The organism is Mesorhizobium sp. B2-5-3, from assembly GCF_006441005.1.
GTDB lineage: Bacteria > Pseudomonadota > Alphaproteobacteria > Rhizobiales > Rhizobiaceae > Mesorhizobium.
Map to the genome: position 1 here is coordinate 101,195 of NZ_VFUS01000012.1, position 14,758 is coordinate 115,952.

The 14,758-nt window shown below is 58.5% G+C and carries 12 protein-coding genes; 5 read left to right on the forward strand and 7 right to left on the reverse strand.

Features of this window, described 5'->3' with window-relative positions; all coding sequences use genetic code 11:
* Positions 1-495: 495 nt before the first annotated feature.
* A complete protein-coding gene (locus FJ867_RS23975) occupies positions 496-2,502 on the reverse strand; it encodes a DUF4838 domain-containing protein (protein ID WP_140625471.1) in 2,007 nt (668 codons plus the stop codon).
* A 499-nt stretch (positions 2,503-3,001) separates the two neighbouring features.
* Between FJ867_RS23975 and FJ867_RS23980 the strand changes: the two genes are divergently transcribed.
* The 5 genes from FJ867_RS23980 to FJ867_RS24000 all read left to right on the forward strand — a co-directional run bounded on the left by FJ867_RS23980 (position 3,002) and on the right by FJ867_RS24000 (position 8,068).
* Positions 3,002-3,196 carry a hypothetical protein gene (locus FJ867_RS23980; RefSeq protein WP_140498455.1) on the forward strand — a complete coding sequence of 65 codons (195 nt, stop codon included), beginning with the start codon at positions 3,002-3,004 and terminating at the stop codon, positions 3,194-3,196.
* A 485-nt stretch (positions 3,197-3,681) separates the two neighbouring features.
* Positions 3,682-4,161, forward strand: a complete 480-nt coding sequence (locus FJ867_RS23985) for a MucR family transcriptional regulator (RefSeq protein ID WP_318012505.1) — start codon at positions 3,682-3,684, stop codon at positions 4,159-4,161.
* Positions 4,162-4,368: 207 nt separating this feature from the next.
* On the forward strand, positions 4,369-5,955 hold the full coding sequence (locus FJ867_RS23990) for a GMC family oxidoreductase (protein WP_181168430.1): 1,587 nt from the start codon (positions 4,369-4,371) through the stop codon (positions 5,953-5,955).
* Between the two features lie 440 nt (positions 5,956-6,395).
* Positions 6,396-7,175 carry a response regulator transcription factor gene (locus FJ867_RS23995; protein WP_140498453.1) on the forward strand — a complete coding sequence of 260 codons (780 nt, stop codon included), beginning with the start codon at positions 6,396-6,398 and terminating at the stop codon, positions 7,173-7,175.
* Positions 7,176-7,306: 131 nt separating this feature from the next.
* On the forward strand, positions 7,307-8,068 hold the full coding sequence (locus FJ867_RS24000; protein WP_140498452.1) for a Crp/Fnr family transcriptional regulator: 762 nt from the start codon (positions 7,307-7,309) through the stop codon (positions 8,066-8,068).
* Between the two features lie 128 nt (positions 8,069-8,196).
* Here FJ867_RS24000 and FJ867_RS24005 read toward each other — a convergent pair whose 3' ends face one another.
* The 6 genes from FJ867_RS24005 to FJ867_RS24030 form a co-directional block, all read right to left on the reverse strand.
* Positions 8,197-8,928, reverse strand: coding sequence for a cysteine hydrolase (locus FJ867_RS24005; protein ID WP_140498451.1), 732 nt, complete (start codon positions 8,926-8,928; stop codon positions 8,197-8,199).
* A gap of 97 nt (positions 8,929-9,025) precedes the next feature.
* Positions 9,026-10,210 (reverse strand): acyltransferase, encoded by a 1,185-nt coding sequence (locus tag FJ867_RS24010; protein ID WP_140818776.1) that lies wholly within the window; start codon positions 10,208-10,210, stop codon positions 9,026-9,028.
* A 322-nt stretch (positions 10,211-10,532) separates the two neighbouring features.
* Complete coding sequence (locus tag FJ867_RS24015; RefSeq protein WP_140818778.1) at positions 10,533-11,627, reverse strand: NeuD/PglB/VioB family sugar acetyltransferase; 1,095 nt, start codon at positions 11,625-11,627, stop codon at positions 10,533-10,535.
* Positions 11,628-11,633: 6 nt separating this feature from the next.
* Positions 11,634-12,566, reverse strand: coding sequence for a transketolase C-terminal domain-containing protein (locus FJ867_RS24020; protein WP_140561287.1), 933 nt, complete (start codon positions 12,564-12,566; stop codon positions 11,634-11,636).
* Positions 12,567-12,569: 3 nt separating this feature from the next.
* On the reverse strand, positions 12,570-13,580 hold the full coding sequence (locus tag FJ867_RS24025; RefSeq protein WP_140561286.1) for a thiamine pyrophosphate-dependent dehydrogenase E1 component subunit alpha: 1,011 nt from the start codon (positions 13,578-13,580) through the stop codon (positions 12,570-12,572).
* Positions 13,577-14,752, reverse strand: a complete 1,176-nt coding sequence (locus tag FJ867_RS24030) for a DegT/DnrJ/EryC1/StrS aminotransferase family protein (protein ID WP_140513507.1) — start codon at positions 14,750-14,752, stop codon at positions 13,577-13,579. Before FJ867_RS24030 ends, FJ867_RS24025 begins: the two co-directional genes overlap by 4 nt.
* Between the last annotated feature and the right edge of the window lie 6 nt (positions 14,753-14,758).

The following is a 14,758-nucleotide window of genomic DNA, read 5'->3' on the forward strand; positions in this document are numbered from 1 at the left end:
AGTACCTGGGCCTAACAATACTTTAGTGCGCGGTTGACGGTTCGCCTTCGAATCGCGAAATGCCCAGGTGGTTCACAACTCCCAAAACAATGGGAGGTGTCAGCCAAACAGGATGAAAATCGGGTTTCGGACCCTAGTCCCCTCGGTCCGATCCACCGGTTCAAGGGCAACGTTAACACAGCTCAAAGCCGACAGGAAAAATGCAGTCCGGCAAGTCTCGGCCTCACATCGGGAAACCAGAGCCAGGCACCGACTTCCGCGCAGCACGACGTGTCCTCTCCGGCGATTGAGGAAAAATTGCGAGGTGATTGTCGCGTCTGTCGCCTGTCTTGACGCAGTCCCCCCGTTCATGGACAGAAGCGCTCCCGCAACTGCACCGAGCACAGTCGGCAGTGCCTGGCACAACGCCGACCACCTCTCCCTAGCTGGCCAGGGCGCGATATCGTGCGGCTCGGCCAGCTAGCTTCCCGCAAACCTTCTTTCAAAATAGATGGATCATTCCGGATCAAGGTCCGGAGATTGAATCGCAAAGCCCGGGAGGATCCAACTCTGGCTCTCTACCCACGCGCAGTGATTCATGTTAGATATCCACATATGCTCATATGATCGCCGAAATTGCAGCAACGCTTCCAGTTCCGGCTTTCCGCGCTCATAGGCGGATTGCGGATCGCCGAGCGTGAGCTTGCTGGCCGCTCGCGAGCACAGCTTCGCATGCTGCAATCCCAGCTCAAGAAACTTCACCCGCATCGAGGCTTCCGGATCTTGGATTGCGGAGGCTGCCGCCCTGTCAAGCAAGGCTTCCGCCGGCGCGAAACTCTCCTCTGGATAGACAGCGTGCGCCGCCTTCGCCCAGCTTCGCCAACGAGATGCTCCAAGAGCCTCGAACCCCTCCCGCAGCTGGGCGCGAGCGTTCGAAGTATACGCCTGCCAATAATCAAAATAGCTTTTGACGTCGTCGGCCGCAGGTCCGAAGGCTGAATAATATTCCGACAACAATGACTCCACGGCAGTCTCAGGATGTGTCTGCAGGCGCATCAACAAATAGAGATTTGGACCTTGCGTCGCCCAATGGCCTGTCAGCGAGTCAAAATCGGTTCCGACCATCCCGTTTCGCGCCGCGTTCTGAAACTCGTCGGCGAACTGGCCGGCGAATATGTGCGGCATGCAGTAGCCATCCAGGAAATAGTTGGTGCGCATGAACACCTGGGCAGTCGTTGCCGCCCATCCGCGCCACTGGTCTTTTATCCAGTCCTGCTCTTCGCCGCTGCGTGGATAGTACCAGGCCGATGGGCAAAACCCGATCAGGATATTCGGGTTCAACTTGATTCCCGATGTCGGTGCCGCGAAGTAATTCATATAGGCGTATCCCACCACGACCGCGTTAGGGTCGTCTTTCGCGGCTATCCGCTGAATGGCTTGCCAGGAACGCGCATAGCGGTCCGATACGAAAGGCTTGCTGGCGATCTTCGACTTCGACGGAATGAACTTTCGATAGTCAGGCGGCTCTGGGCCATCCAGCGCTTTGCATATTTCGCACTCGCACTGCCCCGGGATGTCGTTCTCGACCGCATTGACGAAAGTTGGCTGTCCCGCAGAGGCGCTCCGATGCTCACGCCATTGCGAGACGATCTCTTCTCGCAAGCCCGGATTGGAAATGCACATCGAGAAGCGAGCGCCCAGCCTCACCGGGCCCCGTTTGCCTCTGACCAATTGAAACCATTCGGGATGCTCGGTGCCATACCGCTGCCACCAGTCGACGAAAGCGTGACCGTAGTTCGTGGGTACTCTGCGGCCCATTCGGTGGCGACGCAGGAACGTGGCCTGGGCTTTCATATATTCTTTCGCCGCTGCTGCGGTGAAACCCATTTCGGGATGTTCTTCGCTCGTGAAGCCAGCTCCAGCGCGCACGCGACGCTGCATGAACCGGGGCGTAACGACGTAATCAAGCGCGGGGATCACCAAGGACTGTGCCTTTGGGACAAACGTTCCCAGTTCACCTGGCCATAGCCATCGGACACCGAAATAGCGATCAAGGAGCTCGTACACGCCGAAGAGGGTGCCCGCGGACGTGTTTTGGTCGAGTGCACTGCCGGGATGATCGAGGCCGGCGATGCACAGATGGTTGCCGACGGTTCGGATGATACAGGTTTCACGCGCCAATGCGCCGAATGTGATTCCGGCTGCCCGGGCGAACCGGGTGTCGCCCAGAAAAATATGGGCGGCGTTACGCAGGCCAGCCGGCGAGACATGGTTTTCAGTTGTGATGGCAGGTTGGATGCCGGTCGCTTTTTTTATGTGCCAGCCGAGTTCCGTGGCGGCGTAGTGAACAGAGCCACTCGGCTGATCCGAAGTAACGAGCGTTGCCGCAGGTCTGCCGCGGGCGATAAGCGTTACGCCAGCTGAAGATTGAGTGGCCGCTTTGCCAGGGTTGGTAAAGCCAAGCCAGTGTAACAGGCCCAGAACCGTTCCCTGTGCAAACGTCCTTCGCGATAACGGCCCCATGCCAAAGACCTCACCTATGCGCGCGCATCCAAGAATGTAGACCCATTTTAGGAGGACGGGCGTTCACAACAATTTGTATCACGTAAGCTTTGCATGCTTCAGCCGTTACGTTTCCCTTACCCGCATGCCGATCCATTGATGGCCAGTCTGCAGTTCGGGGCCAAGACGAAGATCAGCGTGTGAGGGTTCTCTTTGTATAATAGGTACATACACGCAGAGTCCCATATCATTTAAAGAGTGCAAAGAATTAATCGAGATATACGCGATATTTTTCGGGAAAAACTATCCATCTCCACGGGATAAGCAATGCCCTCTTTTGGAGGCTTATCACGATCAAACACATTCTTTTGACAATCTCACTGAGTGCTTCAGTGGCTTCTTTCATCTCGCCGTTTTGCCGATTCCGGACAAAGACCGGGTCGTCCGAGGTCCTCACGATCTGGGAACTCTCATCCGCCATGTTCGTTACTGCTCCACATTATGGAGAGATGGGGGTCGGATGGATTTTTCGAGACGCAGGGACTGGGAAGCTCTAGCCAGCGCCCTCGACATCAACATCTATCAGCGTTCAAAGACAGTGTGGATTGCGGCTGGAAAGTACCGCGGCAAAGACATTGAAGTGAAAGGCCGCTCGCCAAGCATCGCACTCGCATTGTGGAAGGAAGCTGCGGGCTATACCGGCTCGGAGTGGTAGAAAGAGCGGTTCGTCAAGCCGCGCCGCTCAGGTCCAAGCGCCCATGCACAGTACAAGGCGCAAGCATTGTTCAAGGCTTACGGGCCTGGACATGTCTTGCGCCGGCCGCGTGGACAATCGTGACTTCAAGCGCGCCATGAAGCTCCAGACACGACAGCCTTGAACAAGTCGAGCCGTCGCGAATAAGTCGAGCCGTCGCAGCGAGGCGGCGCTGGATATCGATTTGACGGTCGATACCGGTACGCGACATGTGCGCACCGGCATCGGATCAGTGAGGTCTTGCCGGCTTAGCTGTGCCGCCGGTGTTGCCGGTTTCGCCGCTGCCATCACGGGATCGGGATTGGCAAGCGGTACCACTTTTGGATGGATCGACTGCCGCCAAGGGACAATTGACACAAACGGCACCTGGGGATGGCATTGGGCCATGCAAGGAGCGGGGCATCAGGAGCATTCTCCTGTGACGGTGGGCAATCCTTCAATGAGCGATGCAGAACGTGCTCCGCGCCTCGGCCACGGAAGATAGCCTTCTTCAGGCAATGAGCGGACTCATGGACTCTGACCCCGCCGACCACATTGAGCTAACCGCTGATATTGTTTCGGCCTATGTCAGGAAAAACCGGACGTCGCCTTCCGATCTGGTTGACCTGATCCAGAATGTCGGCCGTGCTTTGCAAAAGCTTGCCGTGGGCGATCACCAGCCCGAACCGAAACCTGTTCCAGCCGTGCCGATCCGCAAGTCGGTGACCCCTGACTTCATCGTCAACCTGGAGGACGGGCGCCGCATGAAATCCTTGAAGCGGTATCTGACATCCATCGGCATGACGCCAGCGCAATATCGCCAGAAATGGGGCTTGCCGCCGGATTATCCGATTGTGGCGCCAAATTTAACTGCGTTGCGCTCGGAGGCAGCCAAGAGGATCAGGCTTGGACAACGGAATGCCAGTGGCCGAACTTCCAGAGGCTAACCGAATGGAGCACAGGGCGAGGCTCCGGCAGTCCTCGCGCCGTTGCTCGTATCGTGACATTTGTTTTCTTCGGATCACAAGTTTGACGTGCCCGCCCGATGCCAGCGGGACCAACAGCCAAATGGGGCTGGGGGCAAGGCGCAAATGGCCACGCTCTCACAGGCGTGCAATTGCTGGTCCCGATCGACACCATGCCCGATCGACGCCATGATTGAAGATTGCAACGCCTTTCCGCAAGGCATGCGCCTGGAGGCGGATGTGTGCATCGTGGGAGCGGGTGCCGCCGGCCTGGCGATAGCATCACAACTAGAAGGCACGCGGCATCGCATATGCGTCATCGAAAGCGGTGGCATGACGTACGAGCACTGGCGCCAACGGCTGTCGCGCGGGCTGTCCGTGGGTCAACCTTACGAAGCTCTTGATCTTTGCCGCCTTCGTCAGTTCGGCGGGAGCACAGGCAAGGCTGGTTGGGGCGGATGGTGCAAGATGTTGGACCATGGCGATTTCGAGCACCGGCCCTGGATACCCCTGAGTGGTTGGCCCGTCGCCCATAAATCATTACTACCCCATTATGAGACCGCAGCCCGCCTGCTCGGAATCGACGACCTGCTGACCGATTGGCCGACTTCCGCGGTCATGCCTGAAAACGGGCCGCTCTTTTCGGAACGCTGCTTTCTCAGTCCCACTCCGGATATCGGAGCAACGCTTCGCAAGAAGCTTCAGGACGCAAAAAACGTCCAGGTCGTGCTGCATGCCACGGCGCTGCGGCTCGACACCGACGACTGCGGAAGGCGGGTTCGCTCCATCGAGGTAGCGAGAACGCCGAACAAACGATTCCAGATTGCTGCGCGATTTTTCGTGCTGGCCTGCGGCGGTATCGAAAACGCGCGCCTGCTCCTTGTTTCAAACCGACAGGCGCCGAATGGCATAGGAAACCAGTATGACCTGGTTGGCCGCTATTTCATGGAGCATCCCCGGGTAAAATGGGGAAGCTTGCAAGTCAGCCAGCCCGACAACATGATAGACCTCCACGTGCCTTGGACCCGCACGACCGGATTGTCGCCTGAAAACCGCGGCACCAATGATGCATTCGGACTGGCGCTGCGGCCCGAAATACGTGCAAGCGAGCGCCTCCTCGATTCCCGCACATGGATCAAGCCTGGGCCTTGCGTCAATCATATGGATGGTTCCGAAGCTTTGCAGTATCTTACCTTCTGGCTGCGGAGAGGCCGGCTGCATCGCGACCTTATCAAATGCGGCCGAACTATCCTGATGCATCCGGCGGGAGCAATATCGGCAGGTTTCGAACGGATCTGGCACTCACGTCGGCGTGCAAGGCATTTTCATTTTGACACGATACTGGAACAAGAACCGGATCCGGCAAGCCGCGTCACGCTCGATACAAGGCTCGACGAGTTCAGTCTGCCCCGTGTGAAGCTGCAATGGAACGTGGGGCCTCTCGTCCGACGGACGCTTGAGCGTGTCCAGGCGATCATCACTGAAGAGATGAAGCGGCTGGGGCATAGAAGCGCCATTCATCCAGGCCAGGACAAAAACCCGGCGGGGGAGCGAGACATTCCATATCACTGGGTTCGACACCACATGGGCACGACGAGGATGAGCGACGACCCGCGAACCGGCGTGGTTGATAGTTCGTGCCAGGTGCACGGCCTCGCAAATCTGTTCGTCGCCGGCAGCTCGGTCTTCCCGACCGGAGGCAACGACATGCCCACCCTCACCATTGTCGCGCTCGCTATCAGACTGGGCCAGCACTTGCGGCAAAGCCTCGAATAAGCTCGCCTCCACCTTCGCCAAAGCGGTCAATCGACGAGGAAAGGGAGCAGGCTGCGACGTCTCATGCCGCAGGTCCGCCATATGGAATATGCCGGCTCCTGAATGTAATTTTACGCTTTGCCGAGAAAGTGTGCGCGTTTTGAGCGAAGGTCTGACCAACGGCTCACATAGCCACCCCTGTTCAGCTCTTTGTCGTAACGATTCTGGATGACCGCTACTTCCGTAGCTACCCCCTATTGGTAAGCGCATGGACTTCGAAGCCAACTATAATACTGCAATCACGACTTTTTCACTTTGATTGCTTGAGGAAACCGAAATTTTGGCCGCGCTGTGCGTTTTGTCACACCACCACCTCCGGTCCACAAGCTATTACTAAAGTGTTAAGGTATGGGTTTAAAAGCGAAATCTCCGTTGGGGCGAGATTTGCGCGGGGGTGAGTCATGACAAGTTTTTTGCCTGCGAATGATCGGACGGACAAAACTGATCTTGATCAATATCCATCTATTCTCGACGTCAATCGTCTCTCACCGTCCTCGGGAGAGGGAATCGAGATTGCAATCATCGATGGCCGGCCTTTGATGTGTGACTGCTTCAGCAGAAGCCTCGAAATCATTGAGCCATCATTTCATATCCAGCATTACGCGTCGGTCGAAGCGTTCGACATGGCGGATCCCGAAGAAACGCAGAGAGTTTCGACGGTCCTGATGTGTGTGATGTGGTCGAACTCCCAGGCGGACTATCATCTTTCCCAGATAGGCCATCTGAAAGCGACCAGGCCCGAGGTAGGGGTGGTCATCCTATCGGATATCGAGAACTTTGAGGACATTCTCAAAGTGGTCGAAAACGGCGCGCGTGGCTATATTCCCACCAGCGTCAGGTTGCAGGTGGCCGCCAAGGCCATCCAGCTTGTCGCGGCGGGCGGAACTTTCGTCCCGCCCAGTGTTCTCTTTCATTCAGGACGCGCCGTCACCGACGGTCAGTCCGCGACCAAGCAGCAGCCGCACGGAGACAACACTTTTACCTCGCGTCAGATGTCTGTCATCGAGGCATTGCGTCGAGGAAAGGCGAACAAGGTCATCGCGTACGAGCTCAACATGTGTGAAAGTACGGTCAAGGTACACATTCGGAATGTCATGAAAAAACTTCGTGCGAGAAACCGTACCGAAGTCGCCTACATACTCAACACAACGCCGTATGAAGGGATTGCCATACGGAATTGAAATATGGGTGCCGCCTCACTCAACGAGTAATGGTTCTTGACGGACCGTTTTAGTAGATGTGATTTGCTTGAGTTTGGGGAGCAGCCGCAACGGAAGCGGCTGCGAACCTTTGCAAGGGGGCGCTACCCAGGATGAAACAACCGCCCGTTCGATATCCAGGCCCGCAGACTGACGGGGAGATCACCTCCGTAGCTGATGCCAACCATATGCACGGGCCGGATTTGAAAAATATCGAGCATTTCAGCAATGTTAAGTCGTCCACGCTGATCGAGATAGACCGCCGCTGTCGTTGGTTGCATCTCAATGAAGGGGACGTCCTGGTCCCGGCCGGCGAAAGTGTCGACCGGCTTTTTTTTCTGCTCGAGGGCGAGCTTCGAGCGCTCGTTTATACCCGCAATGGCAAGATTGTGTCGCTCCCCCCTGCGCATCGTGGCTCGCTTGTTAACGGAATTGCCTTGAGCGGCGACATCCAGATGCCATATTCGGTCGAAGCGGCGGGACCATGCACTATCGCTTCGATCGGCAGTCGTGCCTTTCTGGACATAGTCAAGCAGGATCCTGAAGCCCTGCATGCGGTTGTACAATTGTTGGTGGAACGTCAGCAGGTGCTTGTCGAGCACATCGTTGAGCTTTCGACGCTCAACGTTCGGTCCCGGGTGCATAAGGAGTTGCTGCGCTTATGCGCTGAAGACATCGGAGCCGACGGTTCGGCGAGGATTTCTCCTATCCCGACCCATACGGATCTGGCCCACCGCATTGGCACCCACCGCGAGGCGGTGGCACGCGAGTTGAGCTACCTGCAAAACATCGGACTCGTGCTGCGCCACGCCAAAGAGCTTTACGTGCCTGATGTATCCCGTATCGCCGATCTTGTGGCAAAGTCGGACGACTAAATCGTAGGCGATGCGTCGGGGCACCTTTCGAGAGTGGTCGGGACGTCGGTTGTGTTTGGGCTTGATCTACGCTGGCCCTGAGCGGCAGCCGCGGTGCTCCAAGGCGACTGATAGGCAGCTTCGCCTGCTCATTCGGCTAGTTCAAGACGACCGTGAACTCGCTCTGCGACCGACTTCAGGAATTGGTCGGACGTCGATGTCCATCCAAAGAGTATCTGAACGAGCGTGATCGAGGCATCATGATTGCTCCTTGGGGCGTCCCAAGCGATGGGCTCGCTGGTGCAATCCGTCAGCAGTATGCAGCGATAGTCCCTGAAGAAGGCATCCCGAATTGTCGATTCCACACACACGCTGGTCGTGCATCCTGTCACGATGAGGTGTTTGACGCCTGCGGATTTCAGAACAGAATCGAGTTCGGTTTCGTAGAAACCGCTGAATCGCGTTTTATAGAGGACGACATCCCCTGCCTGTGGCTTGAGGCCGTTGACGACCTCTGTTCCCCAGGTGTCGCGGATCAGAATCCGGCTCTCGCTGCCATCCGGGGCTGTCATGTTCGCGCCCACCCCGAAGATCTGGAGATGTCGAATACGGTTGGGGGCGTCCGACGTTCCAAGGTCCGAGAGGTCGCGATGATATCCCATCTTCAGGTAGACGATGGGCATGCTCAATTCGCGAGCGGCAGCTATTACGCTGGCAGTAGGGCCTACAGCCCGTTGAATCCCGGAGATATCGATTCCGGCTCTGTCGAACATTCCACCGTTGGAGCCGAAGTCATTCTGCATGTCCACGACGAGTACGGCGGCGTCAGCGGGATCAATTGAAATAGGTTGAGGCTTGGCGTCGATGACAAATGGATGCATTTCGTCCTCATCCCTGCTTGCAGCCTAACAACAATGGTTACGACCAGTCTGCTATCTATCCGCCTCAAAAGCCGCAGGCCGCCGCGCAACGGCGATCCTACCCCCTTAGCCATGCCGCACGTTTGGCATTTGACGCCAGCCAAAGCCGCATCGCGCTTGGCTGCGAGGCCGAGCGATAGATCTTCTGATGATAGACAAACTCATAGGGCCACAGCTCAAGCGTTCGGTTCGCGAAATGCGTCAGCACCCAGGTGATCGCCGCCGCCGCCAAAATGAAGGCGCTCATCGATAGGACAACATTGCCGGAAAAAAGATGGGCGCGGGAAAACAGCGAGCGTGTCAGAAGATACGTGTAGGGATGCACCAGATACAGGCTGTAGCTCACCGTTCCGAAGTATCGAAGCAGCCGATTGCCAAGGAGTAGTGCCGTCAAGCTGTTCCGCGACACTGCAAGGCAGAAGTAGAGCCCCGTCGCGACCATGAGCAAGGGAAGCTCGGCATTTTGGAAATCGGACCAGTGATAGTCGTAATGGCCGCGGCTGGCGAGAAAGACGCAAGCTGCCAGCGCCCCGCTCTCGGCAAGCCGATGGCGGCCCCGGTTTACCCATTCAAATCGGTCGTAGGCAAGGCGGATCAGCCCGCCGGCAAGAAAATACAAGGCGATCGGGTACCGGGCGATAAAGAGCGCCGCGAGAAGACCGAGCGCAATTGTGCCGAGTCTGGTTGGGCGACGAACCGTCAGGAAAACGAACGCTGCCGTAAACACATAGAACCAGACCTCGAAGGTCAGGCTCCACGCGTTCGGCGTCAATTGCTCGGTATGGGTTGCAAGGTTCAGGAATGTCAGTCCTGCCAGAACCGCTGTGAGATTGTTGGTTTCGGGATAAAAGTTGGTGGTTGCGTTCAGCAAGATGAAAAGCAGGCTTAGCGCGAAAAACAGAGGGTAGAGGCGCAGGAACCGTCGGGCAGCAAACTGAGCGGGACTATAGCGTATCGCACTGGGCAGGATGACGAAGCCACTGATTACGAAGAAAAGGCAGACTCCGAAGGTGCCGAAATTCCAGAAGGGCGTAATGCGGTCGACATAGGCCGAATTGGAGGCGTAGACGTGCTCCGCCGTGCCGCCCAGGAGGTGAGCGAAGAAGACCATAAGAGAAGCAATGCCGCGCAACCCATGCGCGGCTACATTGAACGAATTGTCGCCAGCCGGCTTCGCTGACGCTTCGACGGGAAAATGCTGCGGACCCGATGAGTTCTGAGAATGGAGATGTGCAACGGTCATCTGAGCCTTCAAGTTGGATCTCGCAGACCATTTCACCGTACACCATCCCAGGTCTCGCAATGCTCGGGAATTCGAAGGACACCCCCGCCCAAAAGTAGTGGGCTGCCGCAGAAAAACTCCACCGGATGACTAACAGCCGCATTGCGGGACTGATTTAACCCAGGCCCGATGCTGATTGCGGGCGATCGCTGGACCGCAACCGAAGTACGGCTTGACACCGATCGGAAGTAGCGAACCCTCGGCCGCAGCCACGGGAGCCGCCCCGTCGAACCGCCCCGCTATGTCGCTTTCTCGAGCCGGAGATCGCCTTGGGCGACATGCATTAGCGGAGATGGCGGCGGCCCTGCGCGTCGACGATGGTGTTGTCTGCGACATTGGCGCTGATGTGCGCGCCGTTGTGGATCAGGCAGTCGGCGCCGATCTGGACGCCCAGGAGCACCGTTGCGCCCATTCCCACGACGGTCAAGGCTCCGATGCCCACTCCGCCGGCTATGATAGCGCCTGGTGTCAGGTGCGCATTGTCCTGAACGACGCTGTCGTGGCAGACTATAGTTCCCTGATTGACGATGACGTTGTTACCGATCGTACAGCGCGGACCGATGCTCGCGCCGGCCAGAATATGGCAGCCATGTCCAATCCTGGTCGCCTTGGAGACGATCGCGGAAGGATGGATCACAGGCGGCAGAACGAAGCCCATTGCGGTGGCGCGTTCATACATTGCCCGCCTCACCTGGCTTGACTGGGCGCCTCCGATGCCGATGAAAGCATAGCGCGTGCCCTCGGAAAGCAAACGCTCCAGGCAGTCTTCCGTGCCGATCACCGAAATACCGCCGCAGACGTGGTGGCCGGCGGGCAACGCTTGATCGGTGCAGCCCAGGATATCGTATCCGGCACCATCGAGAGCATCGATCAAACAGGCGGCGTGGCCGCCGCCGCCGATGATGACGGCCCGCCTGGAGAAGGCGACGGAACTCGGCTCGCCCGGTTCGGCTCTCTTGGCGGCGGATCGGCGACCGGCAGCAGCGCGCACCTCGGCTTCGCCAATGCGGCCATTGGACGGAATGACGTCCGCAAGGTTGACCCCGAGCTCGGATGCGGCCTTGCGGGCTTTAGCCGTTATCGCGACTTCGCTGGCCCCGACATCGGCCGCGCTGGTCTCCCCGACAACGACATTCGAATTTTCGTCGATGATTTTGCAAAGCGTTGCGCCGACAGGAACGAAGTCACCGACCTTGATGTCCAGCAGGCCGACAGTTCCTGCCTCCGGAGCATCTACCTCGACTGCGGCCTTGGTGGTCTCAAGCACGAAAAGAATGGTGCCTTGTTCGACCCTTTCACCTTGTGCGACCCGAATCTCGATGAGCTGGAGATTGTCCTCGTTGGCGTTAACCCGCGGGGCTTCGACAAGCACGGTCATGTACGCTTAGCCTTTCTGGAACAGGTCGATGCAGGCCGCCTGGATGGCGTTCACACCCGGCAGCAGATCGTCCTCCCAGTCGCGGCTTGAGGGAATGGGGTGATCGGGCCCGGTCAATGCGCTGAAGTGCCTGACCCGGCCGATCAGCGCGCGCGCACACTCCGACGCGAAGCCCCAGCCGGGAGAGCCTTCCTCCACCGCGACCACACGCGTGCAGTTGCCGACCTGGCTTCGGACCTCATCGCCAGGGAAGGGCGACAGCTGTTCGACGGCCACCACGGTGGTCGCGATTTCCTCCTCTTGCGCGAGTTTCTTTGCGGCCGCGACAGCGTGCTCGACGCAACCCCCATATGTCAGGATCACGACATCTGCATCCGCCGGGCGTGGAAGCGCGTCGGGTCCGAGCACGGGCCTGGAATACATCACCTTGTTTTCGATGATCAGGTGAGGGGATCGCGACGCGAAGGCCCGATGCAGAAGCGTGCCAGGATCGGCATACTCGTGAGTGGCAAGCACCGTCAGCCCGGGCACGCCGCAAAAATGCTTTTCCAGACTTTGCGAGTGCGTCGGCCCATAGCCGCGCCGTCCGCCCATGGGAGCGCGGATGATGACGGGGACCTCAACCTGATCGTTGTACATCCAGCGGAACTTGGCGACGTGATTGATGATCTGGTCGGCAGCAAGGGCTATGAAGTCTCCGAACATGAGTTCGACGATCACAGGCCGGCCTTTGATGGCCATGCCTGCCGCCATGCCAACAATGCCGCCTTCGCTGATCGGCGTGGTCCAGACACGGTCCTTATAGGCTGACGAAAGACCCTTGGTGACTTTGAAGGCGCCACCGTAGGGGTCAAGGACATCCTCACCCAAAATCACCAGACGGAGATCGGCTCCCATGAGATCGTGTAGCGCGCGGTTGATAGATTCGACGACACGCATGGATCAGCCCCGCGCCAAGGCGGCCGCGGCGGCGGATTCGACCGCGCTGTCCACGACATTCAGGCAGTAGGCGTCGATCTCATCGGCGTTCGCAACGCGCCGGCGCATCGGGGGTATGGGATCTCTGGCTCGAGCTTGCTCAAGACGCTCCGCCGGCCTCGTATCATCTCCCTTGCTGTGGGGGCCGATCCGTTCGGTTCGCAAGTAGAGCCAGCAAGGGCGGGATTCGGCGCGTACATAGCCTACGGCTTCTTGGGCGAGCTCATATATCGCGACCGGATCGTTGCCGTCATAGGCGAATGTGCGGACGCCGAACGGCTCGGCCCTGGCGACGATCGAACCGGAGACGGTCAGATGCTTGGGCGTCGTCTGGGCGATCTCGTTGTCCTCGATCACAAAGACCACCGGGGCGGCGAAAACAGACGCAAGGTTAAGGCTCTCGTATACGGCTCCCTCGCCCATCGTGCCGTCGCCGAGAAAGACCACTGCGACGGCGCCTTCGTCCTTTCGCGCCAGCGCACTACCAACCGCGACGGGTGCGATGCCTCCTTGGATGCCATTGGAGTGGAAGTTGCGGAAGCACAGGTGCTGGCTGCCGCCGCGTCCGCCGCAAATGCCGGTTACACGCCCCATGATCTCGGCTATCAGGCCCTCGACTTCGCCCGAATAGGCAATGAAATGACCGTGGCAGCGGTGGTTGCTCCAGACAATGTCGCGGTCCCGGTCAAGAGCGTTTATCACGCCAACCGCATTGGCTTCCTGTCCAATGGACGTGTGCGTCGTGCCGAACAGGAGACCTTGGGAAAAAAGATCGAGCAAGCGCTCCTCCACGAGCCGGATGAGCATCATCTGCTGATAAAATCGAGCCGCGGCTGGCAGTTCGAATCCGAGCAAACCACGCTCTGTAGGGGCAAGGGTGAGGTTCCGCGCTGCTGACGACGTCACTATCTGCAGCTCTGCCAGAGAAGACGCTGGAACGGTTTCATCCTTCCTGATCGCGCGTTCCTTTGTCATGCTGCCTCGAGCTGGCGCGAAGCCGTAACAAGGATTGACCGCGCCGTCGACGCGGCAGCCATGGTCTCCTCGGTCGTCCAGGACGGGTCGACCAGAAAAGCCATACTCGTTTCACCGAGCTGCCGTGCGATCGGCAGACGTTCGGGCGGCGCTACCCCGGCGTCCGCGAAGGCATGTTCAAGATAGATCTCAGAGCAGCTTCCCGAGAAGCATGGGACGCCGGCCGCATTGATAGCCGCAATCAACTCGTCGCGCGACCATCCGGGGGACAGCATCTCGGGCTTGATATAGAAATAGCATCGGTACCAGGCATGCTTATGCTCCGAACCGAGCTGGGGCGCGTGCAGCATCGGCAATTCAGCAAGCGTCCTCATCCAGATGCTGGCATTTCGCTCGCGTTGGCGAGTCCAGTCGGGTAGGCGCTCGAGCTGCCGCAAGCCAAGCACTGCCTGGATTGATGTCATGCGCCAGTTGGTGCCGATGCTGTCATGCAGCCAGCGAAACCCTGTCGCCCTATGGGGGGCAAAGACCAGATCGTAGTTCTTGCCGTGGTCCTTGAGGCTCCAGGCAGCGAGCCACAATTTCTTGTCGTCCATTGCGACAAGCCCACCTTCGCCGCCCGTCGTGATGATCTTGTCCTGGCAGAACGAGAACGCCGCTATGTCGCCGAAGGAGCCAATCGGTCGTCCGTTGTATTCGGCTCCATGCGCCTGGGCGCAATCTTCGATGACTTTTATGCCGCTGCGCTTTGCGAGTTCCATGATCGGCGCCATGTCGCACGGCCAGCCGGCAATATGCACGACGATCACTGCCTTTGTTCGAGCCGTTATCTTCGGCGCAATCGTCTCGGCGGAAAGGTTGCCCGAACTCGGGTCGACATCCGCGAAAACGGGCGTGGCGCCGGCAAACATGACGCAGGCGGCGGAGGCGACGAAACTGCGGGGCGTGACGATCACCTCGTCACCGGCGCCGATGTGGAGAATCTTCATCGCAAGATCCAGCGCGAGCGAGCCGTTGGCCAGCGCCACCGCGTGACGTCGGCCGAGGCTGCGCGCATAGGCGCGTTCGAAGGTCTTCACATGGTCGCCGGTCCAGGCGTTCACCTGGCCGGATCGCAAAACCTCTACCACATCGGTTATTTGTTCTTCGTCGTAGATTGGCCAGCGTTTCATCGCAGA

Excerpts from the sequence above, each read along its gene's own strand:
- FJ867_RS24025 (WP_140561286.1), bottom strand. The coding sequence starts at position 13,580 with ATGACAAAGGAACGCGCGATCAGGAAGGATGAAACCGTTCCAGCGTCT.
- FJ867_RS24015 (WP_140818778.1), bottom strand. The coding sequence starts at position 11,627 with ATGACCGTGCTTGTCGAAGCCCCGCGGGTTAACGCCAACGAGGACAAT.
- FJ867_RS23990 (WP_181168430.1), top strand. The coding sequence starts at position 4,369 with ATGATTGAAGATTGCAACGCCTTTCCGCAAGGCATGCGCCTGGAGGCG.
- FJ867_RS23995 (WP_140498453.1), top strand. The coding sequence starts at position 6,396 with ATGACAAGTTTTTTGCCTGCGAATGATCGGACGGACAAAACTGATCTT.
- FJ867_RS24000 (WP_140498452.1), top strand. The coding sequence starts at position 7,307 with ATGAAACAACCGCCCGTTCGATATCCAGGCCCGCAGACTGACGGGGAG.
- FJ867_RS24005 (WP_140498451.1), bottom strand. The coding sequence starts at position 8,928 with ATGCATCCATTTGTCATCGACGCCAAGCCTCAACCTATTTCAATTGAT.
- FJ867_RS24010 (WP_140818776.1), bottom strand. The coding sequence starts at position 10,210 with ATGACCGTTGCACATCTCCATTCTCAGAACTCATCGGGTCCGCAGCAT.
- FJ867_RS24020 (WP_140561287.1), bottom strand. The coding sequence starts at position 12,566 with ATGCGTGTCGTCGAATCTATCAACCGCGCGCTACACGATCTCATGGGA.
- FJ867_RS23975 (WP_140625471.1), bottom strand. The coding sequence starts at position 2,502 with ATGGGGCCGTTATCGCGAAGGACGTTTGCACAGGGAACGGTTCTGGGC.
- FJ867_RS24030 (WP_140513507.1), bottom strand. The coding sequence starts at position 14,752 with ATGAAACGCTGGCCAATCTACGACGAAGAACAAATAACCGATGTGGTA.
- FJ867_RS23980 (WP_140498455.1), top strand. The coding sequence starts at position 3,002 with ATGGATTTTTCGAGACGCAGGGACTGGGAAGCTCTAGCCAGCGCCCTC.
- FJ867_RS23985 (WP_318012505.1), top strand. The coding sequence starts at position 3,682 with ATGCAGAACGTGCTCCGCGCCTCGGCCACGGAAGATAGCCTTCTTCAG.